Source organism: Caballeronia mineralivorans PML1(12) (genome assembly GCF_001028175.1).
In the GTDB taxonomy this organism is placed as follows: Bacteria; Pseudomonadota; Gammaproteobacteria; order Burkholderiales; family Burkholderiaceae; genus Caballeronia; species Caballeronia mineralivorans.
Genome location: NZ_AEJF01000088.1, coordinates 74,536 through 99,258, shown reverse-complemented (window position 1 = coordinate 99,258; position 24,723 = coordinate 74,536). Strand labels below are relative to the sequence as shown.

General features: G+C 60.6%; 21 protein-coding genes. 14 read left to right on the top strand and 7 right to left on the bottom strand.

Annotated elements, in window-relative coordinates; translation table 11 throughout:
* Together EOS_RS13955 and EOS_RS13950 are read right to left on the bottom strand one after the other, a co-directional pair.
* A partial coding sequence (locus EOS_RS13955) for a beta-ribofuranosylaminobenzene 5'-phosphate synthase family protein (RefSeq protein ID WP_047847235.1) occupies positions 1-923 on the bottom strand: 923 nt, incomplete at its 3' end.
* A gap of 114 nt (positions 924-1,037) precedes the next feature.
* On the bottom strand, positions 1,038-1,430 hold the full coding sequence (locus tag EOS_RS13950; RefSeq protein WP_047847234.1) for a 4a-hydroxytetrahydrobiopterin dehydratase: 393 nt from the start codon (positions 1,428-1,430) through the stop codon (positions 1,038-1,040).
* 479 nt (positions 1,431-1,909) lie between these two features.
* Here EOS_RS13950 and EOS_RS13945 point away from each other — a divergent pair, with 479 nt between their 5' ends.
* From EOS_RS13945 to EOS_RS13920, 6 genes are all read left to right on the top strand, one after another.
* Complete coding sequence (locus tag EOS_RS13945) at positions 1,910-3,718, top strand: methanol/ethanol family PQQ-dependent dehydrogenase (protein WP_047847233.1); 1,809 nt, start codon at positions 1,910-1,912, stop codon at positions 3,716-3,718.
* A 192-nt stretch (positions 3,719-3,910) separates the two neighbouring features.
* On the top strand, positions 3,911-4,324 hold the full coding sequence (locus EOS_RS13940) for a c-type cytochrome (protein WP_047847232.1): 414 nt from the start codon (positions 3,911-3,913) through the stop codon (positions 4,322-4,324).
* Positions 4,325-4,446: 122 nt separating this feature from the next.
* Positions 4,447-5,292: a substrate-binding domain-containing protein gene (locus tag EOS_RS13935; RefSeq protein ID WP_047847248.1), complete on the top strand. Its 846-nt coding sequence runs from the start codon at positions 4,447-4,449 to the stop codon at positions 5,290-5,292.
* Positions 5,289-6,062, top strand: a complete 774-nt coding sequence (locus EOS_RS13930) for a hypothetical protein (protein WP_047847231.1) — start codon at positions 5,289-5,291, stop codon at positions 6,060-6,062. Before EOS_RS13935 ends, EOS_RS13930 begins: the two co-directional genes overlap by 4 nt.
* An 82-nt stretch (positions 6,063-6,144) precedes the next feature.
* Positions 6,145-6,459, top strand: coding sequence for a carboxymuconolactone decarboxylase family protein (locus EOS_RS13925; protein WP_047847230.1), 315 nt, complete (start codon positions 6,145-6,147; stop codon positions 6,457-6,459).
* A 78-nt stretch (positions 6,460-6,537) separates the two neighbouring features.
* Positions 6,538-7,512 (top strand): LysR family transcriptional regulator, encoded by a 975-nt coding sequence (locus EOS_RS13920; RefSeq protein ID WP_047847229.1) that lies wholly within the window; start codon positions 6,538-6,540, stop codon positions 7,510-7,512.
* 65 nt (positions 7,513-7,577) lie between these two features.
* Here the strand turns inward: EOS_RS13920 and EOS_RS13915 are convergent, their stop codons facing one another.
* On the bottom strand, positions 7,578-9,095 hold the full coding sequence (locus EOS_RS13915; protein ID WP_082163346.1) for a carbohydrate porin: 1,518 nt from the start codon (positions 9,093-9,095) through the stop codon (positions 7,578-7,580).
* A gap of 85 nt (positions 9,096-9,180) precedes the next feature.
* Positions 9,181-9,498 (bottom strand): hypothetical protein, encoded by a 318-nt coding sequence (locus tag EOS_RS13910; RefSeq protein ID WP_047847228.1) that lies wholly within the window; start codon positions 9,496-9,498, stop codon positions 9,181-9,183.
* Positions 9,499-10,795: 1,297 nt separating this feature from the next.
* Here EOS_RS13910 and EOS_RS13905 point away from each other — a divergent pair.
* Complete coding sequence (locus tag EOS_RS13905; protein WP_047847227.1) at positions 10,796-12,454, top strand: NRAMP family divalent metal transporter; 1,659 nt, start codon at positions 10,796-10,798, stop codon at positions 12,452-12,454.
* Between the two features lie 472 nt (positions 12,455-12,926).
* On the opposite strand, the gene EOS_RS13900 is transcribed toward EOS_RS13905, so the two are convergent.
* The gene (locus tag EOS_RS13900; protein WP_047847226.1) at positions 12,927-13,868 is read right to left on the bottom strand and encodes a LysR substrate-binding domain-containing protein; all 942 of its coding nucleotides are present in this window, start codon (positions 13,866-13,868) and stop codon (positions 12,927-12,929) included.
* A gap of 159 nt (positions 13,869-14,027) precedes the next feature.
* On the opposite strand from EOS_RS13900, the gene EOS_RS13895 reads away from it, so the two are divergent.
* From EOS_RS13895 to EOS_RS13875, 5 genes are all read left to right on the top strand, one after another.
* Positions 14,028-15,080: an aromatic ring-hydroxylating dioxygenase subunit alpha gene (locus EOS_RS13895; RefSeq protein WP_047847225.1), complete on the top strand. Its 1,053-nt coding sequence runs from the start codon at positions 14,028-14,030 to the stop codon at positions 15,078-15,080.
* A 2-nt stretch (positions 15,081-15,082) separates the two neighbouring features.
* Positions 15,083-16,201 (top strand): FAD-binding oxidoreductase, encoded by a 1,119-nt coding sequence (locus tag EOS_RS13890; protein WP_047847224.1) that lies wholly within the window; start codon positions 15,083-15,085, stop codon positions 16,199-16,201.
* Positions 16,202-16,272: 71 nt separating this feature from the next.
* Positions 16,273-17,376 carry a DUF2817 domain-containing protein gene (locus tag EOS_RS13885; protein ID WP_047847223.1) on the top strand — a complete coding sequence of 368 codons (1,104 nt, stop codon included), beginning with the start codon at positions 16,273-16,275 and terminating at the stop codon, positions 17,374-17,376.
* Positions 17,377-17,468: 92 nt separating this feature from the next.
* Positions 17,469-18,242: an ABC transporter substrate-binding protein gene (locus tag EOS_RS13880; RefSeq protein WP_047847222.1), complete on the top strand. Its 774-nt coding sequence runs from the start codon at positions 17,469-17,471 to the stop codon at positions 18,240-18,242.
* A 54-nt stretch (positions 18,243-18,296) separates the two neighbouring features.
* The gene (locus EOS_RS13875) at positions 18,297-19,775 is read left to right on the top strand and encodes a M81 family metallopeptidase (RefSeq protein WP_047847221.1); all 1,479 of its coding nucleotides are present in this window, start codon (positions 18,297-18,299) and stop codon (positions 19,773-19,775) included.
* Positions 19,776-19,786: 11 nt separating this feature from the next.
* On the opposite strand, the gene EOS_RS13870 is transcribed toward EOS_RS13875, so the two are convergent.
* Together EOS_RS13870 and EOS_RS13865 are read right to left on the bottom strand one after the other, a co-directional pair.
* Entirely contained in the window at positions 19,787-20,932 is a 1,146-nt protein-coding gene (locus EOS_RS13870) for an alpha-hydroxy acid oxidase (RefSeq protein ID WP_047847220.1), read from the bottom strand.
* A gap of 55 nt (positions 20,933-20,987) precedes the next feature.
* Positions 20,988-22,355 carry a leucine-rich repeat-containing protein kinase family protein gene (locus EOS_RS13865; RefSeq protein ID WP_047847219.1) on the bottom strand — a complete coding sequence of 456 codons (1,368 nt, stop codon included), beginning with the start codon at positions 22,353-22,355 and terminating at the stop codon, positions 20,988-20,990.
* Between the two features lie 248 nt (positions 22,356-22,603).
* Here EOS_RS13865 and EOS_RS13860 point away from each other — a divergent pair, with 248 nt between their 5' ends.
* Together EOS_RS13860 and EOS_RS13855 are read left to right on the top strand one after the other, a co-directional pair.
* Positions 22,604-23,251: a TetR/AcrR family transcriptional regulator gene (locus tag EOS_RS13860; RefSeq protein ID WP_047847218.1), complete on the top strand. Its 648-nt coding sequence runs from the start codon at positions 22,604-22,606 to the stop codon at positions 23,249-23,251.
* A gap of 50 nt (positions 23,252-23,301) precedes the next feature.
* Complete coding sequence (locus EOS_RS13855; protein WP_047847217.1) at positions 23,302-24,723, top strand: coniferyl aldehyde dehydrogenase; 1,422 nt, start codon at positions 23,302-23,304, stop codon at positions 24,721-24,723.

Here is a 24,723-nt window from a genome sequence, read left to right as displayed (position 1 = left end):
TCCTGTGCGCTGCGCACGAAGGCGAAGCCGGTCGGCCCCCACGATGTCTGGCCGATTCCGGTGCGGTGCTGCGTGGCTGCTGCGGCGGCGTCGAGTGCGGCCGCGACCGAGGGACTCGAGAACACGCCGCCTTGAGCGGGCGCGAAGTATTCGCCGATGGTCTGCTGCAATTCGCCGATGCCTTTAGCGAAGGCATCGAAATCATGTTCCGTGATACCGGGCAGCACGAGCATCAGCACGAGATGGCACAGGTGTGCGGCAAGCGTCTGCGGGAATGGAGCGAGGGTGGCGAGCGCGCGGCGTTCTTCGTCGCCGTGCAGGCCTTCGCGGCGGGTGTCGTCGACCAGCAGGATGCGCCACGCCTCGGGAAACGGCTGGCGTGTCAGGATTGAAGGCATGCGGGGTTGCTTGCCGGCACCATCCGGGCCCGAGCCGCCGCGACCGCTGTCCACGATCAACCCGCCGTGATCGAAACCGAGCAAACCGATGCCCGAGCGCGCGCCGCGTCCCAGCAGTCGCGCGAGATCGGCGGTGGGCGGCGAGCGTCCGAGCAAGCTTACAAACGCCGTGCCGACAGCCAGCGCGAGCTGCGTGCCCGAACCGAGCCCCGCATGCGCGCGGGGCGCCTGCTGGACCTCGATCACAACGGGCGGCCCACCGTAAGCGCCATGCAACAAGCCGAGATACTGGGCGATGCGCGCACGTTGAGCCTCGGTGTGCGCGCCGAGTATTTGCGTTTCATCGGCGCGCTGCGCGGTGATCCGCGTGCCGAATGCGTCTATCGTCAATCCGACGCTGCCGAACGCGCGCCCCAGCGACGCGCTCGGGTCCAGGAAGCCCAGATGCAGACGCGCGGGGGCATCGACTGTCACGGCTGAAAGCGGCGACAGGCTGTCCGGTTGGTTATCCAGGCGAAGCTGCATCGCGAGTGTCCCTGGGTTCGATGTCGTGGTCAAAACCGTGGCGGTGAAGCGGGGCGCGTGGCCTTCGAGGCAAGAGCCGTACCAACGGATGCAACAGTTACAGCGCTGCTACGCTCAAGCCTTCGGCGCGTCGTACTTGATATAGCGGAAACGCTGGTCGTCGCCGGGGGTGCCCTCCAGCGGTCCGCCTTCGAGGCCGGGCTGCCACTGGATCACTTCCTCCATCTTGGTCGCGAGCGCGAAATCCTTGTCGGTGATGCCCTTGGCCGAATGCGTTTTAAGCTTCACGACCACGAACGCATACGACACCGTCAGGTCCGGGTGATGCCACGCCGCTTCCGCAAGGTGCCCGACGGCGTTCACCACCATCAGCGTGCCTTTCCATCCTTCCGTCTTGTACTTGCGGCGCAGCCAGCCGTCCTCAATGTACCAATGCTGGAGCGCGCCTGTGAGGCGCTGCTGGATCTCCTCGTCGGAGTAGACCCTCTCGGGTTGTTTGCTGGTCATGGCGATGCCTCCCTACGCTCGTGCGAGCGAACCTCAACCTATAACGCGTTGCAAACACCGCGCCAGCCAGCGCGCCGGCAAGCCCGGCGGACGAAGAATGCCCGCGAGCCGCATGCATGCTGCAGCGCACCGCCTGCGCGCGATACGCGCTGCGTTTCAGATAAGTGGCTGTATCGCGGATTTGACACAGTATGTGTCGTAATCCGAATGAAGCGTCTCACCCTCGCGCCACCGTGGCGCGCTCGACCCCCCTTCCATTGGCCCCGCATGCCGACCCCGCCGCAATCCGCGCCACGCCCCGCCACGCTGTAAGCCAGCGTCAGGCCTTCCGGCATGGAATATGCAATTCGTCTTCGCAAACAGAAGCCCGGCATCGACCGGGCGGAGCTTAGCTCGCTGCCCGCACCGGTGAAGGCGCGCCCGGGGCATGGGTGGTGGGGTCATCCCTGAGTCGGACGGCAACACATTCTGGAGGAGACATGAAATTACGCACCCTGGTTCTCGGACTGGCGGTGGTTGCGGTAACGGCCCTTAACTCTTTTGTGGCACAGGCCGATTCGCAGCTCGACGCCTTGATCAAGAACTCATCGAACTGGGCCGCTCAAGCTGGTGATTATTCCAATCACCGCTATAGCCCGCTCAAGCAGATCAACGAAAGCAATGTGGCAAAACTGCAGGTAGCCTGGACCATGTCGACCGGCGTGCTGCGCGGTCACGAGGGATCGCCGCTCGTTATCGGCGACACGATGTATATCCATTCGCCATTCCCCAACAAGGTGATTGCGATCAGCCTGAAGGATCAGACGTTCCTCTGGCAATACGAACCGAAGCAGGACTCGCAAGTGGTGTCGGTGATGTGTTGCGACACAGTCAACCGTGGGCTTGCCTACGGTGACGGCAAGATTTTCCTCCAGCAAGCCGACACGAAGCTCGTCGCGCTGGACGCAAAGACTGGCGACGTGAAATGGACCGCTCAAAACGGTAACCCGAAAGCTGGGGAAACCAACACCAACGCGCCGCACGTTTTCGGCGACAAGGTGCTGACGGGCATTTCCGGCGGCGAGTTCGGTGTGCGCGGGCGGCTCATTGCCTACGACATCAAGACCGGCAAGCCGGTCTGGACCGCATACAGCACAGGTCCCGACAACGAGATGCTGCTCGATCCCGACAAGACCATGACCTACGCCGACGGCAAGATGACGCCGGTGGGTGCCGACTCGTCGCTCAAGAGCTGGAAGGGCGACCAGTGGAAGTCCGGGGGCGGTACCACTTGGGGCTGGTATGCATGGGACCCAAAGCTGAACCTGGTCTACTACGGCACCGGCAATCCAGGCACCTGGAACCCGACGCAACGTCCCGGCGACAACAAATGGTCGATGTCCATCTTCGCCCGCGACCTCAACACGGGCGTGGCGAAATGGGTCTACCAGATGACGCCGCACGACGAATGGGACTATGACGGCGTGAACGAAATGATCCTTGCCGACCTGCCGATGAACGGCAAGAAGGTACCGGCTATCGTCCACTTCGACCGTAACGGCTTCAGCTATACGCTCAATCGCGAAACAGGACAGTTGCTGGTTGCCGACAAGTACGACCCGGCGGTGAACTGGGCTGACCATGTGGACCTGAAGAGCGGTTTGCCGGTTCGCAACGTGGCCTATTCGACGCAGGCGGCAGGTCCCGACCATAACGTGAAGGGCATCTGCCCGGCAGCGTTGGGCTCGAAAGACCAGCAACCGGCTGCCTACGATCCGAAGAGCAATCTGTTCCTCGTCCCGACCAACCACGTGTGCATGGACTACGAGCCGTTCGAGGTCGAGTACGTGTCCGGCCAGCCTTACGTGGGCGCAACGCTGTCGATGTACCCGGGCCCGAACGAAAAGGGCGCGATGGGTAACTTCATTGCCTGGGATGCCAGCAAGGGCAAGATCGCCTGGACGAAGCCGGAGAAGTTCTCGGTGTGGTCCGGCGCGCTGGCGACGGCGGGCGGCATCGCTTTCTACGGCACGCTCGAAGGCTACCTCAAGGCCGTGCGTATCTCGGATGGCAAGGAGCTGTGGAAGTTCAAGACGCCGTCCGGAATCATCGGCAATGTGTTCACGTATGAGTATCAAGGCAAGCAATTCGTGGGTGTCTATTCGGGCATCGGCGGATGGGCGGGTATCGGCATGGCGGCAGGCCTCGAAAAGTCCACGGAAGGACTGGGCGCGGTCGGCGGTTATCGCGAACTCGCGAAGTACACGGCTCTTGGCGGTACGCTGTTTGTGTTTGCCATTCCGAGCTGATAGAGGCGGAAGAGGCGGATCTGCCGGCCTCTTCCAGTCATCAGAGGAATCGAAGGCACGCACCGGCCGGCCTTGCCTGACAGACAGAGGCGGCCGGGCGTGTCCCGAGACCATCCACCCACTCGTTCGAACCCTGCACCGGCGCCACGAGACGCAGGGTGCAACACGCTCTAACTGAAGGAGATACGCGCAATGAAAGGCCGAACACTCTTGCCGCTGGCGATAGCCCTGGTCACGTTACCGGTTTCATACGCCCAGACCGATTCGGCGCAGATTAAGCCGGTCTCTTATCAGGTTGTCGACGGCAACAAGGTCGATAACAACACCCTGCAAGGCTGGCGAACCTGGCGTGCGCTGGCTTGTGAGCGCTGCCACGGCGCACAGCAGCAAGGCATGGTGGGCCCGTCGCTGATCGATGCGTTCAAGACCATCGATACCAACGAGTTTCATCGCACCGTGTTCGGCGGACGCATTGACAAGGGTATGCCCGACTTCAGTTCCAGCGCCATGATGCAGAAGAATTGGCAGAACCTGTTTGCGTATCTGAAGGGACGTTCCGACGGCAAGATCAAGCCCGGCGACCTGCAGGCGATCGATGCCAAATAAGACCACGCTGCTGGACCGTTCGCTGACGTTGGCGCCTGAATCACGCTTTACTGGAGGGTCTGATGTCTGAAGCTTATTCAAGGCTCGGCGCGTTTGCACGCAAAGCGGTCGCGGTGGCTTGCATGGCGCTCGGGTTTAATGCCGCCCATGCCGACGGTCCTGCGCTACCGCACAACGACGGAGCCGACGGCGTGCTGCGCGTATGTGCCGACCCTAACAACATGCCGCTTTCCAACGACAGGGGCGAGGGTTTCGAAAACAAGATCGCGGCCCAGATGGCGAGCGATTTCGGCTACAAGGTCGAATACACCTATTTTCCGCAGCGCATGGGTTTCATCCGGCACACGCTGCGCGAGAAGATACCCAACACGGAAGACTACAAGTGCGACCTGGTGATCGGCGTGCCCAAGGGTTACGACATGACGGCGACCACTCGGCCGTGGCTGCACTCCACCTACGCGATGGTGTTTCCCAACCGTCCCGAATTCGCATCGATCAGTACACCGTCCGATCTACTGAAGCTGCCGCCCGATCAGTTGCGCAAACTCCGTCTCGGGATCTTTTCGAATACGCCCGCAGTCGACTGGCTGCTCGGCAACAACCTGATCGAGCAGGCGGTGTCGTATAAGGTGCAAAGCGGAGACCCCGCGGAATTCCCGGGCGAGATGATCCAGCGCGACATGTCGGCGGGCAATGTGGACGTTGTGTTCCTGTGGGGGCCGATAGCAGGTTATTTCGCGAGGCAAGCCGGCGACAAGGTCAAGCTGGTCGCCTTCCCGCCAACGCCGGGGCTGCGCTTCGATTTTGAAATCTCAATGGGCGTGCGTTACGGTGAAGGTCCGTGGAAGACGAAGATCGACCAGTGGATCGGGGCGAACCAGGGCAAGATCGACAAGATACTCACGAGCTATGAGGTCCCGTTGCTCGCGATCAGCGAGACGTCTCCTGCACAGGCCAACGCGAAATGAGCGCGTGGACGACAGGGCTGCGGCGGACGGGCTGGATGGCGGCTGCGGCCGGCATCTTGCTTGCCGGGGGCCACGTGTATGCCGCGGACGCCTCGAGCGCGGCGAGTGCTGCGAGTTCTGAGATCGCGCCGGCGGAGCGGCTCCTTTTCATGTCGACGCATCTGAAGGGCGTCCAGCCGCACACCGAACTGGACTACGCGGTTGACCGGACCAGGCCGGCCGCGAGGGAGAAGGATACCGTCAAGGTGCTTGTGCTTAGCGCGGACAATGCCAACGGCGACGCGCTGGTGAGCGACCACGGCGGCAAGGTCGAGGTGCCCGGCGAAGGCCTCCCCTGCAATCCGGTGATCCTGTATTTCCTCGAGCATGACATCGCGGAGATGGAGCAATTGACAGGCGGACAGCGCCGCTATTTCCAGCGGCGCGTGCGTTTGGCGCTCGCGGCTAGCCCGGCGATCACGCCGGTGATCCGCGACGCGCAGGGTAAGAAGGTCACGGCGAAACAGATTGTGATCCAGCCGTATCTGGATGATCCGAACAGCGCGCGTTTTTCTCAGTACATCGGCAAACGCTATACCTTTGTCATGTCGGAAGCGGTGCCGGGTCAGGTGCTGCTTATCCGCACGGAGGTGCCGGGTGCGAACAACGATTTCGCGCATCCGGTGCAGAGTGAAACGCTGAGTTATCAGGGCGCGTTGCGCAGCCTGTCCCCGTTGCCCGGCAAGAAGGCGCCGGACAAGGACGTGAATGCGCCGCGTGCGAGCCGCTGACGCAGCATGGCGAGCGGGCGGCCGGCCAACCACACTGGAGCTAGTCCATGTTGATCGAGACCCAAAGCTATGCGCCCAGCTCATGGATGCAATAGGCGAACTTGGTGCAAGCGCGCCCGCGACGCTCGCAGGATTCGAAGCGCTCGACGGCGCGGCGGCAAAGGATGGCGTGCTCGATGCCAAGACTCGCGAGCTGATAGCGCTGGCGGTGGCTGTCACTACGCGCTGCGATGGTTGCATCGCGGTGCACAGCGCCGCTGCGGCGAGAGCGGGCGCGAGCAAGGAGGAGGTGGCCGCGGCGCTTTCGGTGGCCATCGCATTGAATGCGGGCGCGGCGATGGTTTATTCGGCGCGTGCCTTTGATGCATTCGGGCAGCAGCCGACAAGTGCCGGGTAGGCCTTGGGCTGCCTCGCTGCTAGGCGGGTTTGCTCGTCGGGTGTTTAAGCAAACTGTTTTGCAGGATGGCCGCTCACTGTGAACTTCATTCGCTCGCTGACCTTGCGACAGTTGCAGATCTTCGTGATTGCCTGCCGGTATCCGAGCTTTGCGCGTGCGGCCGAGGAACTACACCTGACCCAGCCGGCAATCTCCATGCAGATCCGTCAACTGGAGGAAGCCGTCGGCCTTCCCCTGTTTGAGCGCGTGGCGCGCAAACTCACCTTGACCGAGGCCGGCGAGAGACTGTCGCATCATGCGAGCCGGATTCTCGGGGAAATCAAGGACGCCGAGGACGCCATGACATCGCTTTCGCTTGCCGACAGCGGTTCTATCGCGGTGAGTATTGTCAGTTCTGCCACCTATTTTGCTCCAAAGCTGCTTGCCGCTTATTCGCGGCAGTATCCTCGTGTGGATGTACGTTTTTCGGTAGGAAACCGCGAGACCTTGCTACGCCAGCTACAGGACAACGCGACCGACCTTGCCATCATGGGCCGGCCGCCACCCGAGCTGGGGACGACGGCGGAGCCGCTGGCATATCACCCGCATGTGCTGATTGGACCGGTCGATCATCCGCTGCGGGATGCGCGCCGGTTCGACCTTCAGGAGCTGGCCGGCGATACGTTCCTGCTACGCGAACCAGGGTCGGGAACGCGCGCGGTGTCCGAGCAGATGTTCAAGCAACACCTGTTCATGCCGGCGCGCAGCGTGACGCTTGGCAGTAACGAATCGATCAAGCAGGCAGTGATGGCCGGCATGGGCGTGAGCCTGATCTCACTGCATACGCTCGCGCTCGAGTTGCGTTCGCAGGAGCTGGTATTACTCGATGTCAATGGCACCCCGGTCGAGCGTACGTGGCAGATCGTTCACCTGCGCTCGAAGCGATTGTCGCCGACGTGTATCGCGTTCCGGCGCTTCCTGCTCGAACAGGCGGCGCCGTTTCTCGAGCGAGAGTACGCGGGGTTCGCGTTGCAGGCACGTGAGCCGGCGGCAGAGACACGGCTGGCAAAATAATCGTTCGCCGCTGGCTGTCCAGATTTCCTGGCCTCATGAAAAGGACCAGGAAGAAGTCGGCTGCTTTAAAAATTAACGATAGTGCGTAACCCGACCACCGCTTCGTTATGCAACAGCTCAGACGGATTGCTGGGGTTCGGAATACCACCGGCCGGCCGGAAAAAATATTGGAAGTCGGCTTGCAATTGCCACCATGGCGCGACCTGGTACTGGTAGGTCGCTTCAACGACCGTTTCAGCACTGCGCTGTGGAAAACCGGGTGTCGAAAACGATGCAGTATCCTGATCGAGACCCTGCGCACTCGACCCGATCTTGGCGTAGCCCACAGCCACGCCGACAACGTCGTTGTCGCGGCCCTTGAACGGCGCTTTCAAGGTGACACCCGCGTTCACGCCGAGGTTGACCAGGTTGCGGTCACCCGGTGCGCCCATCACTCGCGCGAACACGCCGACCGACTGCGGACTGTCGGCGCTTGGGCGCCAGACCATCTGATCCGCAACGGCGTAAATGCTGTAGTCGCCGCGATGGCTTGCGGGTATTCCGTTGGAAGCGGGATTGGCTAGCGACAAGCCGTTCGTGTCGTGCCGCAGGTCGGCGAAGTTTTGGGTGTTGTACCAGAAGCCGAGTTTATAGGTGCCCGGAAGGCCGCTTGGCTGCGGTGCTTTCGGATCTGCCGACGGCTGATTGATCGCATATTGCACTTCCGCGATGAACAGCGCGCCGTTACGCAAATTGAAGTTCGTGCCGCTGCTGTTCTGCTTTTGCGCGTCGCCGCTATTGCTTCCTGCCGGATTGCCGTCGAACACGCCCGCCAGCACGGTCACCGCGTCCGATGCTTTTGCCCTGAAACGAACGCCAAGCGAGGACAGTGGGTAAGCGGGGCCACCTGAGGGCATGTCGGCGGAAGGCAGGACCGGCCAGCCGAACGTTGCATTCATGAACGGCGTGGCGTACTGGCTGATCATGAATTCCTGATCAAGACTTTGCTGGCCAAGCTTTACATCGAATCGTCCGTCGAGCACCGATTGCTGGTACCAAAGCTCCCACAGGCGAGTGCTTGCTTCCGCCTCGATCCCGCTTGCGGACTGCAGCGTGAGCAGGGAGCGCTGGGTCAGGTTGCTACCATGAATTTGCAAGCCGGAGACGTTGAACGTGCCGCCAGGCAGGCCGAAGGCTTTGGACGTGTCGACTTGAAGGGTGGCTTGGGTAAGGCCGTCGTAGGCGCCTTCACGCGAGACGCCGCCTGACAGGTTGCGCAGATATTCGCTGGTTTCCTGCACGCTCAGCGTCACACCGTAGTTACCCAGCCACGGACGCAGCCCGCCCAACTCCCCGAACAGGGTCGAGCGCTCCCAAAGCCCGGTCGGCGCGGGCGCCGCCTGGGCGTCGGGTTCGCTTGCGGCCGACGCGTCGGTAGTTGTCTGCGCGACGGCAGTGGATAGCGCGCTTAGCGACAGCAACAGCGAAAGCCCGTTGCGAATACCCGATCGAGCTTTGCTTGAGAGACGCTGAGCCTGCGCGGTGCAGGGCGTTGGCGTTCCTTCGAGCAAATCCGAAGGCAAATTGTTGAGATTTTTATTCATGGTCTGTGGAGAGTTGGGTGGTTTTACGACCTACATTTTTCTTCTCGATGAAACGACAAGGGTTGGGTGCATATTCCGGATGCACTTAAACAAACCACCAACTCAAACGCACGGCCCGTCCGAGCTCGTCGCCGACGGTTGAAGCGGACAAAGCCGCGGCGATAACAATGGCTGCAACGGTCATTGCGATGAGCAAGTAGCCCGTCGGTGTAAGAGAGCCGCCGGCGTAAGCGGCCACGCGTGGCACGGCCCGAACGACATTGGCCCAGAAGCGGCGAGACCATGTTTTGGCTGGCGCGGTCCGGCAAAGCGCGGCCCAGACCGACCGTGCATCTTGATTGAACGTGTGGCGCGGCGGCCGCAATACCGGGCCGATGCGCGAGATAAGCGATTCGACAAACATAAGCAGACTCCCGTCGAGCTCGACTAAATCGAGCGACGTGCAAAGACATGACGCGGCTTTGCAAGTGAGCTTGCAAAGAGCTGTCAGACAAAGGGGAGCGTGCTGCAGACAGGCTGGCCTGAAGCCAGTCCGGGATGGAGCGCGCTAACCCGACCAGGCGAGTTAGCGGCTAAGGAGTTTTCCTCTGTCGCTATCTCGCGGATGCTTCGCCGGCGCTGACCGGCATCGAACTTCCACTACTAGGGCATGTGTCCACGAGGGACTCCTTTTGATGAGACGGGCGGATTGTATTCTCGACGCAAACTTGTTTGCAAGTAAAAAGAGCGTAAAAAATAGAGGCGCGTGCTCAATGGAAAACAAGCCCGTTTTACAGTCAATTCTCATTCCTGCCGAACAAGGAATAAGCCAGGAATGCATTTCATTATGCTTACCGGCGCATTGCTATTAATGCAGAAAATGATGCCTTAGGGGCGTGACGGCAATGCGTCAAAACTATTTCTGCTCTGCTTAACAAATAGGGTTGACTTGACATTTAGCGCACGCCTAGAATCCGGGCATCGTAACAAACGGGGCTAATGCCTTGGACAGTTGTAGTAGTCGACCTTCGATGTTTTTCTCTGCCTGACAGGCAGGACGTCCGCGCTTGATTCTCTAGCCGCCGTCTTGCCAGCAGGCAGACGGTGCGCGCCGCAGTAAATACCCTCTGTGCACCTTGAATAGCGTATAGACGCCAGGATGATCTGCGTCTATACGAAAACGCGTCGCGAGCCAACACTCGTGACTGGTTCCGCTCGCGCTTTTCGAATAGGACAGCGCGCCGTGCGGATGATGGCGTACGTACCAACGCGATAAAGGAGCCGCCATGCCGGACAGTGACAGTTATCCCTTACGCCGCAGCACTTTCACTTTTGCGAAGGAAGGCAAGTAGATCCTTTTCGTCACACGCATCGCGTGTCCGAACTCCGTTCTGCTGGCTTTCCATCCACTGAAAAGCCCTATTTTCGGAGAAGCACCATGCACTTCCTTTTGCTCGTCTCGCACCTTCCGCACGTCCAGGAATCACGCCTTCACTACGACACCATGTTGTCGCTGGAATCCACCAGCCAGCATCGCTGCGCTAGCGCTTGGCGCGCATTCCGGAAATTCGTGTTTCAAGCCTGACCAACGCTCCCACCAGGTTCCCGGATACGCCGTCTTGTCACCTTAGTTGCATCAAGGCATGACGTCCGTCGTTCGTATGCGGGATAAGCACGGCACATCCCCTATCAGCCATCCCCCGCTTTCTGGAAAAACAAAAATGTCCATGCCATCCCAAGTCCTACCACCACGCAGTGCTGTGCTTGATGACGCCCATGTCGGCGACATCAAGGGCGCACTCGGCACGATCGCTCAACATGACACGGCAGCACGCACCCATTGGTGGGCCCGCTTTCGAACGCTCCTGGCCATTCTTGGCCCCGGCCTGATCGTGATGGTCGGCGACAACGACGCCGGCGCGTTCGGCACCTATACGCAAGCAGGTCAGAACTACGGAACAACGCTGCTCTGGACGCTTCTGCTGCTGGTCCCGGTTCTGTTCGTCAACCAGGAAATGGTGCTGCGTTTGGGCGCAGTCACCGGAGTCGGTCACGCGCGCCTGATCTTCGAACGGTTTGGAAAGTTCTGGGGTGCCTTTAGCGTTATCGATCTGTTTATTCTCAACGCGCTCACCATCGTGACCGAGTTTATCGGCATCACGTTCGTCCTCGATTTCTTTGGCATCTCCAAGGTTCTGGGCGTGTGCATTGCCGCGGCCCTGACCATGGCGGCGGTTAGTACAGGGAGCTTCAGACGCTTCGAGCGCTTCGCGATTGTCCTGTGTCTTTTGAGTCTGCTGCTCGTTCCCGTACTAGTGTCTATCCACCCGCCCGTGTCGCGGATGGCAAGCAACTTCTTCGTGCCGAGCTGGCCGGCGCATTCGAAACTGAGCGACGTGATGTTGCTCGTGATCGGCATTGTCGGCACCACCGTTGCGCCGTGGCAATTGTTTTTCCAGCAAAGCTATATAGTCGACAAGCGCATTACGCCGCGTTTCATGAAATACGAGAAAGCCGATTTATGGATCGGTATCATCTTCGTGATGATCGGCGGTGTAGCGATGATGTCCTTCTGCGCGGCGCTGTACGCAGGCAAGCCGGAGTTCGGCAACTTCACGGACGCCGGCGGGGTGATTGCAGGCTTGAGCAAATACGCGGGTCGTACGAGCGCCACGCTGTTCGCAGTTGCTTTGCTCGACGCATGCATTATTGGTGCGGCGGCAGTGTCGCTTTCTACGGCTTACGCCATTGGCGACGTATTCAAGATCCACCACTCGCTGCACCGTGGTGTATCGGACGCTAAAGGTTTCTATCTGGTCTATTTCGGCATTGTTGCGGCTGCCGCTGCGCTGGTGCTTATTCCCGGCAGCCCGCTTGGACTCTTGACAGAAGCCGTGCAAACACTCGCAGGCGTTTTGTTGCCGAGCGCAACCGTGTTCCTGCTGCTATTGTGCAACGACAAGGCGGTGCTGGGACCGTGGGCCAACTCGAAAAAGCTCAACGTTTTCACGGGGGCTGTGATCTGGGTCCTGGTGATGTTGTCGATTATCCTGACCGCATCTGTTGTGTACCCGGACATCAGCGGCGAGACCATTCTTGAAGTGTTGGGCGGTGGAACGACGCTGGCCGTAGTGGGCTATCTGGCAATGGTGGTGCTTCGCTCACTTCGCCACGAAGCGGCGGACGGTATGGAACAGCGGACCGGGCAGCGCTACTTGAAACAATCGCGGGACACGTGGCGCATGCCGCCGTTGCACGAGCTGCCGCCGCCGAACCTCACCCTGACAAAGCGGATCTGGATGGGTGTGCTGCGTGGTTACCTGGTCGTAGCGGTCGGGCTGGTTGTAGTGAAGGTCGTGCAGATGATCTGGTTTCACTAGCAGGAAAGTGTGGGGCGGCTTCGCAAGTCAACGCGATGCCGCGCCCGATCCGATGTATTCGGTACTGGCGGGCTTGCGTGTTTCATCGCGAGTCCGGCCAGCCCCTTGAAGCGTGCAATCAGTCGAATGCAATAGCCGACGAAGGATCGTCGATGAACCAAAATCAGCTTCGCCGCATGGTAAGCATGGCGCGCCGCTTGATAGGGCTGGTCGTTCTTCTGCTATTCGCCTTTCTCAATCCAGCTACGCGGCCATTTACTCCAAACCTGATTCACGTGTCGGCTCAGTCAGGCATTACTGTTGAAAAACAGCCTACCGTCCGCGGTCATTGCCGAGTGGTTGGAAGGTATTGCCTCGGCCAGTTCCTGGGTGGTACTTAGCGGGCAACGAAGATCTTCGTTACAACGCCGCATGTTTGTTTCATCGAAATAAATCAGACTGGGAGCGCTCATTCTTCACGCGGGCGCACCACTTATGTCGCGCCGAGCATCCGGTCGTTGATCGCCTGTTGTTCACGGCTGCGTGTGAGCAGCCAGCGATGAAATGCACGGCAGTGTGGCTGGTCAAAGGTGCTCGCTTGCCAAGTCAGGTAATAAGGCGAGGGCAGCGCAACACCGACAGGAAACGGCAGCACGAGGCGCCCTGCGGTCAGGTCGTCGATGATCATCGATGTCTGCGCCAGCACGAACCCATGGCCTTCAATAGCTGCTTGTATCGCAAGCCCCGACAGCGAAAATACAAGACGATTGCCACGTATGTCGTCAGGGCAATCAATGCCGTTGGCCGCGAACCACTCGCGCCAGGACGGCGGCGATGAAAACTTCGGTAACCAGTCTATCGACAGCAGCGGATAAGCAAGAATGTCGTCCAGTCTGACGAGTGGCCGCTGGGCGCTTGGCAAGCGAGGGCTACATACGGGTACGACGCTGTCGCGAAACAGTTCGACTGTGGTGCCGGTATGACTGATGCGCTCGCCGTAGGTAATGCGGAAGTCGATCTGAGGGCCATCGGGCGATGGCTCCGAATGCGTGCCGTCAAGATACACATCCAGTTCCGGATGCGCGATTTGCCACTCGTAGATGCGCGGTGCGAGCCACTTCGCCAGGAGCGACGGCAACGCGCTGATGCTCAGGCTGCGCCTGTTCCTCACCCGTTCGATCTCGGCGCCTGCGACGCGCAGGCTTTCAAAAGCGGCTGCACAGGTCTCGTGATACCGCGCGCCTGCCGCGGTCAGGCGAAGGCGCTTGCCTTCTTTCGCAAGCAGCCGCATGCCCAATGAATCTTCCAGGATCTTGATCTGCTGGCTGACGGCCCCCGGCGAGACACCGAGCCGCCGTGCTGTCTCGACCACGCCCCCGCAACGGCCCAGGGTGTCGAATACCTGTAACGCTCGCAGTGGCGGGAGTGTGTCCATGATTAGCGGTGGGGACCTTGAGTCGTTTTAGAAATTCTAAACGATGCCGAAGATTTAGCCCTCTGTTCTTTTCAATTTTGAGTTCTTAAGCTGGGTTCCAGGGGATTAGACGGATTCAGCAGCCGCAATGGCGGTCAGCTGAATGGAACGGAGAGGTCAATGTTCTTAAGAAACGCATGGTATGTGGCGGCATGGAGCAGCGAGATTGGCGATGGCCTGCATCCGCTGACCCTGCTCGGTGAGCCCGTGGTTTTATATCGCAAGCCGGGAGGCGCGGTGGTCGCGCTGGAGGACGCGTGCCCGCACCGGAAGCTGCCGTTGTCGATGGGACGCTTGCAAGACGGTCAGATCGAATGTGGCTACCACGGCCTGACTTTCGATTGCGCGGGGAGCTGCGTGCGTGCACCGGGCATGACAAAGATCCCGCCGGCTGCGCGTGTTCGCAGCTACCCCGTTGAAGAGCGTTATGGTCTGGTCTGGATCTGGATGGGCTCGCCGCAGCAGGCGAATGCGGACGATATTTTCGTGGTCCAGGAATGGGACGATCCGGCGTGGGGTATCAATCAGGGCGATGCGATGACGGTCGCGTGCAACTATCTGTACGTGACGGACAATCTGCTCGATCCGTCGCATGTTGCATGGGTTCATCCGTCTTCGTTCGGCAACGCGGCATGCGAATCCGAGCCGCTTAAAACGACCATCACCGACGACGGCGTGGTCGTGTCGCGCTGGATGCGTGACGTGGATGTCGCACCCTTCTACGCCCGGTTCGTGAAGTTCTCAGGAAGGTGCGACCGCAAGCAGCATTACGAGGTCCGCTTTCCGTCGCATGCGATCATCAAGGCGGTGTTCACACCGGCGGGTACCGGTACCGACGAAGGCCCGCTGCACGAGCACGCCTTCCTGATGAACTCGTACAACTTCATGACGCCCATCGATGAATCGAACACGCGCTACTTCTGGTTTCAGATGCGCAACTTCGATCAACGCGATGAAAGCGTGTCGCGTCAGTTCAACGAGGACGTTCGCCATGCATTCGAAGAGGACCGCGTGATTCTGACGGCGGTCCACGCGGGAATGGCGAACAGGCGAACGCCCAATCTCGATTTGCCGCTCGATGCGGGACCGTTGCGTTTTCGACGCAGCCTGCAACGGCTGATCGAGGCGGAGACGCCGGTGCCCGAGCTCGCAGCGCCTGCTCACGGCCGTTGATCATGCAAGACGGAACAGAGCCGCGAGCGTTCAAGCGGATGCGCGTCGCAGCGGTCCAGCGCGAAAGCAGCACGATCAAATCTTTCGTGCTTGAAGCGGTGGACGGGGCATTGCTGCCGGCTTTCCTGCCGGGACAGTTCGTTCAGGTGCGTGTCACCGGCGCGGATGGACAGGGCCGGCTGCGGCACTACAGCCTGTCCGGCGATCCTGCCGAGCGCGCACGCTGGCGCATTTCGGTGAAGCATCAACTGGCGCCCCCGGATCGGGGCGAGCTGCCTGACGGATGTGTATCGAGTCATCTGCACGCGGTGACTAACGTGGGCGATACGCTTGATATTGCCGGTCCAGCCGGCGCATTCACACTCGATGAACCTGGCGATCGACCGGTCGTGTTGTTAAGCGGTGGTGTTGGCGTCACGCCGACGCTCAGCATGTTGCATCGTCTTTGCACGACGTCGCAGTGTCGGGTCTATTTCATCCACGCATGCGAAAACGGCGGCGTGCATGCATTTCGGGACGAAGTGACGCGTTTACAGGCGAGTAGGGAGGGTGTGCTGACGCATATCTGCTATCGCACGCCCGAACCAATGGACGTCACCACGCAGTGCTTCGACAGCCGCGGCCTCATTACGCACGAGATAATGCAACGCTTGCTGCCACTCGATGACTACGACGTCTACCTGTGTGGTCCCACGCCCTTCATGCAGGCAAACTGGCGTTTGCTGCGCAGCCTCGGTGTGCGTAAAGACCGTATCCGGCATGAGTTTTTCGGACCTGCTTCGGTGCTTGATTCGGACGATGCCGATGTCGATGCGCTGCCTTTGCCCAAGCCATCGGCGCCGGTGAAAGAGTCCATTCCCACAGTTTGTTTTGCGCCATCAGGCAAAACGCTGGAATGGGACTCGTCATGTCACTCGTTGCTGGAGTTTGCGGAACGCGCCGGCTTCGAGCCTGCCTTCAGTTGCCGCGCGGGCTTGTGCGGATGTTGCGCCAGCCAGTTGATCGATGGCACGGTCGAGTACTTCGAGCCGCCGCTCGATGAACCGCGCGATGGCGAAGTGCTGCTGTGCTGCGCGAGACCTTCGAGTGCGATCACGATACGGATCGGGCCCGCAGCTTGATTGGCAAAGCAGGTTGATACCGTTGGCCGCGCGGCGTGCGGCAAGCGACCTTTATTTTCGGACAAGAGAACATGGAACGGTACTTCACTAAAGCCCCCGGCTTTACCGCTCAGCGCGAGCGTTTTATTGAAGCCGTGCGGGTTGCCGGCGCCGCACTGACGGAGTTCCAGCATCCGATGCGCGGTCCTCGCGGCGAATTACTCGCCACCGATGTGGCCTTGATCGGCGATCCGCTCGCGCCCAAGCGGTTCATTGTCCTGTCCGGCACGCATGGCATTGAAGGGTATTACGGCTCCGAGTCGCAGATCACGTTGCTTCATTCGTTGCAAAAACGCGTGTTGCCAGCCGATGTTTGCGTGGTGATGGTGCACCTGATCAATCCGTGGGGCACCGCCTGGTTGCGTCGTGTGAACGAGGACAACGTCGACCTCAACCGGAACTACCTGGCGTTCGACAAACCGCTGCTGGACAACGCGCATTACGAGGCGTTTCATGAGATCTATCTGTGCCGCGACCTTGACGGCCCTTCACGCCGACGTGCCGATGAACGGCTGGCAACAGAGATCGAGCGATTGGGGCTAGCCACGGTAATGAGCATTGTCGAAGCGGGGCAGTACGCTCATGCCGATGGCATTTTCTTCGGCGGTCAGCACGCCACCTGGAGCAACCGTACCTTGCGTGCTATTGCGAAGCGTTTTATGGAAGGCGCGCATACAGCGATGTGTTTCGACCTGCATACCGGGGCAGGCGCGTTCGGTCATGCCATGTTGATGGCGGTGGCGCAGGAAACCTATCCCGCACTCGGCACGTCACGGTCTATTTTCGGCCCATGGCTCTATACGGTCATGACCGGTCCTGCCGCCACCACCGATTCGGGAATTGCCGCGACCGCAACGGGTTATACGTCGCAGGCGCTGCTGGATTCGCTGCCCGGCGTCGACCTGATGCAACTGGTGATCGAATGCGGAACCTACGACAGCGCACGGGGGCATTCCGCGCTGAGAGACGATCACTGGCTGCATCTGTACGGCGATCCTGAAGATGCAACGGGACGCCGGATCAAAGCGGCGCTGGCGGAACATTTCTACCCCGCGGACCGGGACTGGCGCGAACTCACCCAGTTACGCACGCGGCAGATTTTTGAACGCGGGCTTGCAGCTCTCCAGGCATCTTAAGCAGCCAAGGCAACCCGCCTCAATAGCGGTCTTATTAACCTTAGCCGGCAACGCATTCAACGATGCGGCTATTCCGTCAAACTGGAGCACCCATGAAAAAGGCACTTGCTGGTATGGCGTTGTTACTCGCCGCGTTCTGCGTGCATGCGAAAGACGCGAGCGAGCTTCGCTTTGGCGTCGATCCGACCTATGCGCCATTCGAATCCAAAGCGCCGTCGGGGCAACTCGTGGGCTTCGAGATCGACCTGGGCAATGAAATCTGCAAACGTCTCGACGTCAAATGCGTCTGGGTCGAAACCGGTTTCGACGGCATCATTCCCGCGCTGCAAGGGCGTAAGTTCGACGCCATCTTGTCCGCAATGTCGATCACCCCGAAGCGCGAAGAACAGATCGCGTTTTCCGTGCCGCTGTTCAATACGCCTAGCCGCCTCATCGGCAAGGAGGGGGCGGATATCAAGCCGACGGTGGTGTCGTTGAAGGGCAAGAACGTCGGGGTCGCGCAGGGCTCGACTCAGGAGGCCTACGCGAAAGCGAACTGGGCACCCGCAGGCATCCAGGTGGTGTCGTATGCCAATCAGGAGCAGGTGTACACGGATCTTCGTTCGGGCCGTATCGATGTGACCCTGACCGACATGATCGCGGGCAGCCAGGGGTTTCTGAAGACACCACAAGGCAAGGGGTTTGCGTTCGTCGGCGATCCCGTGAGCGACGCGAAGACCTTGGGCAAGGGTGCGGGTATCGGCGTGCGGAAGGACGATACCCCGTTGCGGACGAAACTCGACCACGCGATCGACGCGATGGTGAAGGACGGAACGTATCAAAGGATCGAGCGTCGTTACTTCGACTTCGATATTTCCGGGAGTTGAAAATGGTTGATGAAGCGATAGACTCGTGGTCTGAACCCTTCGAGTGAAAGCCGCATGAAAATTCTTATTGCACGCATGAATCATGAGACCAACACGTTCTCGCCGGTGGCAACGCCGCTTGCCGCGTTCGGTCGCAACGGTCCCGCGTTCGGCGCGGATGCGTACAACGAGAACAAGGGCATGCAGACTGCGATGTCCGCTTTCATCGACGCAGCGGAACGCACAGGCGCGCAACTTGTCACGCCGGTCTCGGCATCGGCGAATCCGAGTGGTCCGGTCGCGGCTGCGGCGTACGACACAATCTGCAACGCGATCGTCGACGCCGCGCGCGGTTGCGACGCTGTCATGCTCGACCTGCACGGAGCGATGGTCGCCGAGAATTCGAACGACGGCGAAGGCGATCTGCTCGAACGCGTGCGAGCCGCGTTGCCGAATGCACCCATAGCCGTTGCTCTCGATCTGCACGGCAACGTCACGCAGAAGATGATCGACAACGCGGACATCATGGTCAGCTTCAAGACCTATCCGCATGTCGATATGCGCGAATGCGGCGCCCATGCAGCACGGCTTTTGTTCGACCTTATTGATGGCCGCGCGCGACCGGTGATCGCGTGGTCGCAACCGCCGCTGCTTACGCATACGCTGCGCAGCGCGAGCGCCGCCGGGGCGATGAAACGCGCGGTGGAAGCGGCGCAGGCCGCGGAACGCGAGGGTATGCTGGCCGTCTCCATACTGGCCGGATTTTCGCTCGCCGATATCCCGGCGCCACGCATCAGTGTCGTGGTTGTCGGCGATGGTAATCGCGAAGCTGCCGCGCAGGTGGCCGAGCGTATCGCGCGGCAGATCTGGGACGATCGCGAGGGATTTTTCTATCGTAGTCCGTCGCTCGCGGATTCAGTGGCCGAGGGCGCCGTGCTTGCGCGTGGCGCAGATAAACCCGTGCTGTTGCTCGATCATGGCGACAACTGCATGTCGGGCGGCGCGTGTGACACGATGGATGTATATGAGGAAGCAGTCAGGCAAGGGCTGACTGGAATCGTGACCGGGCCGCTATGCGATCCGGAGGCGGTCACTGTTTTGTTGGCAGCGGGCGTGGGCGCGACCGTCACGCTCGAGGTTGGAAACAAGCTCAGCCGGCGGGCCGCGAAACCGCGCCCGCCGGTCAGGCTGACAGGCGTGATACGCGCGTTGACCGATGGCGAATATGTGATCAGCGGGCCGACCTACACGAGACAGCGCGCCTACATGGGTCGCGCTGCGGTGCTCGATGTGGGCGTGGCGAAGATCGTATTGACTGAGCGCACGCACGAGCCCTGGGACCTTGGCGTATTCGAAAGTGTCGGCATCGATCCGCGTCGCGCGACGTTCCTCATCCTCAAGTCTAGGATGTACTGTCGTCCGGTATTCGTGCCGATCGCACACGGCCTCGTCGAATGCGATAGCCGTGGCGTGACCAGTTCCGACTTCGGTTTGTTCGAATTCAGGAACGTCCAGCGGCCGGTTTATCCGCTGGATGCCGACGCGACCTGGTAACACACTCGGTTTCAGAAAGTCCCAGGCAAGAGGATCTGATCGGTCACGCGACGGATATCGGTGTGCCCGCAAAAGGCCATCGTGGTATCGAGTTCCTTGTGGATGATCTGCAGGCACCGCTCGACACCCGCCTCGCCCATCGCTCCTAGCCCGTACAGGAAACTTCGGCCGATCAGCGTCCCCTTTGCACCGAGCGCGACAGCCTTCAGCACGTCCTGTCCGCTGCGGATACCGCCATCCACCCATACTTCGATCCTATCCCCGACCTCGCGTGCAATCTCGGGAAGCGCCGAGATGGACGATGGTGCACCGTCGAGTTGGCGGCCGCCATGGTTGGAGACGATCATCGCGTCGGCGCCGCTGTTGGCAGCAAGGTGCGCGTCTTCCAGATCCATGATTCCCTTCAGGATGAGCTTGCCGCCCCACAGCTTCTTGACCCACTCGACATCCGCCCAGCTTAAGGCCGGATCGAATTGCTCGGCGGTCCACGAGCTCAGGGACGACAGGTCGCCCACGCCCTTTGCATGACCGACGATGTTCCCGAACGTACGCCGCTGCGTGCCGAGCATGCCGCGGCACCAGCGTGGTTTGGTCGCGAGGTTCATGAGGTTCGGGAGCGTCAGTTTCGGCGGCGCCGATAGCCCGTTCTTGATGTCCTTGTGGCGTTGACCGAGGATCTGCAGGTCGAGCGTAAGCATCAGGGCGCTGCACTTCGCTGCCCGGGCACGCTCGATCAGCCGCACGATGAAATCGCGGTCGCGCATCATGTAGAGCTGGAACCAGAACGGTTTGCTGGTGTGCGCGGCCACGTCCTCGATCGAGCAGATGCTCATGGTGGACAAGGTGAACGGGACGCCGAACTTCTCCGCCGCGCGCGCCGCGAGGATCTCGCCGTCGGCATGTTGCATGCCGGTCAATCCCGTGGGTGCAAGCGCTACCGGCATGGCGATGTCATGGCCCACCATCTCCGTGCGCGTGCTGCGGCCAGCCATGTTGACTGCTACGCGCTGGCGCAGCTTGATCCGCTGGAAGTCGCTTTCGTTAGCCCGGTAGGTACTTTCGGTCCACGAGCCACTGTCGGCGTAGTCGTAGAACATGCGCGGCACACGCCGCTGCGCGAGCACGCGCAAATCCTCGATGCAGGTAATGACTGGCACGATCTCTCTCGGTACGGGAACGGGAGGACGAGTATACGTTTTAAAGCGGCCAAACCTAAGCCGAAGTTTCCCCATCCCACCGTGAACCTCGCAGCGCCGACAAGGTATCCAGGATCTCCCCGAACAGGGGCCTGCCGTCGGCCTGTTCGCTCAGGCAGCTATTTTTCAGGCTCACAAGCGTCGCCATGCTGCTTTGCTCGGACACTTGCACATCGCATCGTTCGATTAATTCTTCGAGCAGGCAACCGAAGGCTCTTACTTCCAGGCGCTGGAGTGCGGAGCCGAGTGTTTGGTCATCGGCTGCATAGAACGATGCGGCGCCGAAATCTCCCATCAGCGCCTGACCCTGGCCGCAATGCAGAATGTTGTGCGCGTACAGGTCGCCATGCATGATGCCTTGCTCGTGCAAATGCCGGGCGGCCGATGCGATCCCATGTGCAACGCTCAACGCGGAAGTCAGGTCGAAGCGGGTATCGACGTCATAGATATCACGCGTACAGGACTCCATGCTGGGCGGGCCGGCCAGATTCCTGAGCTGTGAATCGATCAGTTCCATCACAAGACCATTGACGCCGGTTGGATGATCTTTCACCTTGCCGAGCACCGGAATCAGATTCGGATGCTCGCCGGCCGCGATGCAAGCGGCCATCTCGCAGTGCGGCAAACCATCGCTGGTCACCGCGCCCTTGAACAATTTGACCGCGACGGGCCGGGAGTCGTCGCCTGTCGTTCGATGTGTCCGATGTTCTGCACGATGAATCACGCCAGAGGCGCCTTCGCCCAATCGATGCTGCAGATCCAGCGCGTGCCATTGAATTTCGGTGACGCGCGTGTCCGTCAGTGCCCTGGCTTCCAGCCTGTCACTGAACGGATTGCCGGCGTACGCCAGCCACGACAGTCTGGGTAAAGAGGCTAACCAAACCGGTAGTTCGGTAAGCTGATTAGCCGCGAGTCTTATCAATTCGAGGCGGGAGCAGTTCGCTAGTTCTGCCGGCAGTGCGCGTAACTGGTTGCCGGCGAGCATCAGCTTCTGTAGCCGAGTGCAATTGCCGATCTCTGGCGGCAGTGCTTCAACTTGATTGTCGGTCAGGATCAGCCAACGCAACTTGGGCGGCAACGACCTGCCGGATACCTTGCGTATCCGGTTTGCCTTGAAGCCCACCATGCTCAATTGCGGGCACTTTCCAAGGACTTCCGGCAGCTCGGTGAACTGGTTGCCGGAGCAGAAGATAGTGTGCAGCTTGTTGAGCCTCGGCAGATCGTCGGGCAGCGACGAAAGCGCATTGCCGGACAGATCGAGTATTTCCAGTGTGTCGGACAGATCGAAAATCTCGCGTGGAAATTCGGTCAGGCCGCAGGCCAGTTTCAGTCGATGGGTACCGGCTAGCTGTCCGGCACGCAGTTGGTCGAGTGTGGTTGTCACAGTAGCGAGGAGATATCCAGGATGGGCGGCAGGTTGGCTTTGCCCGTGCGGGATCGATTTTACTGAGTATTTTACTGAGTATTGGCGAGGCGCATGTCCCGTCGCTTGCAAATGCCCTGAAGTTTGCTTGCGCGCAACGGGCTGCACTTGGCGCGCAGCGTTGGAGCATATGCCAAGCGCGGTCCACGACTGCCGTAGACTCTTGTTCTTCCACGATCCAATGATGTCCTGCTTTATAAAACTCAACCATGGCAACCGACGTGAAAACCAACCCGACCTTGCCCGATCCAGGTCACGTGCCTCGCAGCCGCCTGAGCGGCGCAGAGCGGCGTGAACGCTTTCTCGACATGGCGGCGGAGATCATCGTCGAGAGCGGCGTGTCGGCGGTGACGATGGAATCCGTCGCGGCTCGCTCCAACGTCGACAAGCGGCTCGGCTATCGATATTTCACGAACCGCGACGATCTCCTGGGCGCGCTCGTCGAACGTGAATTCGCTGTCATGAGGCAACGCGTCCATGGAGAGCTGCCCGTGATCACCAGCTTCGAAGAACGCTTGCGGGTCAATACGCGGTTGTGGCTCGCGACAATCGCCGAGCGGGGGCCGCTGCTGCGCCGCCTGCTTTACGGCGAGGGGCCGCTGGAACACTACGCGATCAAGGTCCTGAACGTCGCGGTCGCCAATTGGTCGGCCATGATCTGCGCGGAGACCGACCTGGACGCCGCGGTCGCCGAGATCGTGACGCGGATGCTGCTCGCTGCCCTGTCCGGCGCGGTCGACGTCATGCAGATGGGCCTCAGACCCCTGGACGAAGTCGCCGAGCTCTATTCCACGATCGCCCTGGCCGGCATGCAAGCGGTCGCTCAACGGGATAGCGAAGCCCGCCGGCGCGGATAGATCATGCGGAAGCCGGTAAGCTGGCGTTATCCCGACACAGGAAACAGACCATGCAGGTGAGCCCGCTTTCTTTCCTGGAACAACGCTTCGAGGCACAACGCCAGGCATTCGCGGCGGAATCGAATCCGCCTGCGCAGGTTCGTATCGACCGGTTGAACCGGCTGCTTGCGTTGACGGAGAATCATGAAAGTGACTTCGTGCGTGCAATCGACACCGACTTCAGCGGTCGAGCCGCTCACGAAACGCGGCTAGCCGAATTGTTTATCGTGCGTGCTGGAATCCGGCACGCACGTGAGCATCTGAAGCACTGGATGAGTCCGCGGCGGATCGCGACCGGCCTGCACTTCCGTCCCGGCTATAACCGTCTGTTGCGGCAGCCGCTTGGCGTGGTCGGCATCGTATCGCCCTGGAACTACGCGATTCAACTATCGATGGGGCCAGCGCTTGCGGCCCTCGCCGCGGGCAACCGGGTTCTTCTCAAACCGTCGGAACTGACTCCCCACTTCTCCGAGCTCCTGGACCGCCTGGTTCGCGCTTCCTTCGCACCGGATGAACTGAGCGTAGTGAACGGTGGCGTGGATGTGGGCCAGGCTTTTGTCCGTCTGCCGTTCGATCACCTGTTTTTCACTGGATCGACCCAGGTCGGTCGACAGGTCGCGCAGGCCGCTGCCGCGAACCTTACGCCGGTGACGCTGGAACTCGGCGGGAAATCGCCGGCGATCCTCGATGCCTCCTGCGACATCCCTGCCGCAGTGGCGAGCGTTGCCTATGGCAAGTTCCTGAACGCCGGACAGACTTGCATTGCTCCGGATTACCTTCTCGTGCCAACGGGTCTGGCGGACATCGTCGCGGACCGACTCAAAGCGGCCGTCACGCGCCTGTATCCCGCGCTGATTTCCAACCCCGACTACACGGCCATCATCAGCACGAGGCATCGGGAGCGGCTGAATGCGATGGTGCAGGAAGCGCGGGACGGCGGTGCGCGCATTATTGAAATCAATCCGGCCGCCGAGCGCTTCGACGAGCGCACGCGCAAGTTTCCGCCTACGTTGGTGATCGGTGCGGCCGCGAACGCGCGTCTGATGCGTGAGGAAGTCTTTGGGCCGCTGCTGCCCATTGTCGAATACGACGGGCTCGACCAGGCGATCGCCATGGTGAACCAGGGCGACAGACCGCTTGCTTTGTACTGGTTCGGCCGCAGCGTCGCCAATCGCGACCGGGTGTTGCGCGAAACGATTTCCGGTGGCGTCACGGTCAACGACTGCCTCTGGCATCTGGTGCAGGAAGAGCAGCCCTTCGGTGGCGTCGGCCCGAGCGGCACTGGCGCTTACCACGGCGAATGGGGCTTCCGCACGTTCAGTAAAGAAAAGCCCGTTTTCTACCAGGCTCGCCTGAATGGCGCCCGCCTTTTTTATCCCCCTTACGGCAGGACCTTCGAGCTGATGTTGCGGCTGCTCAAACGCATGACGTGA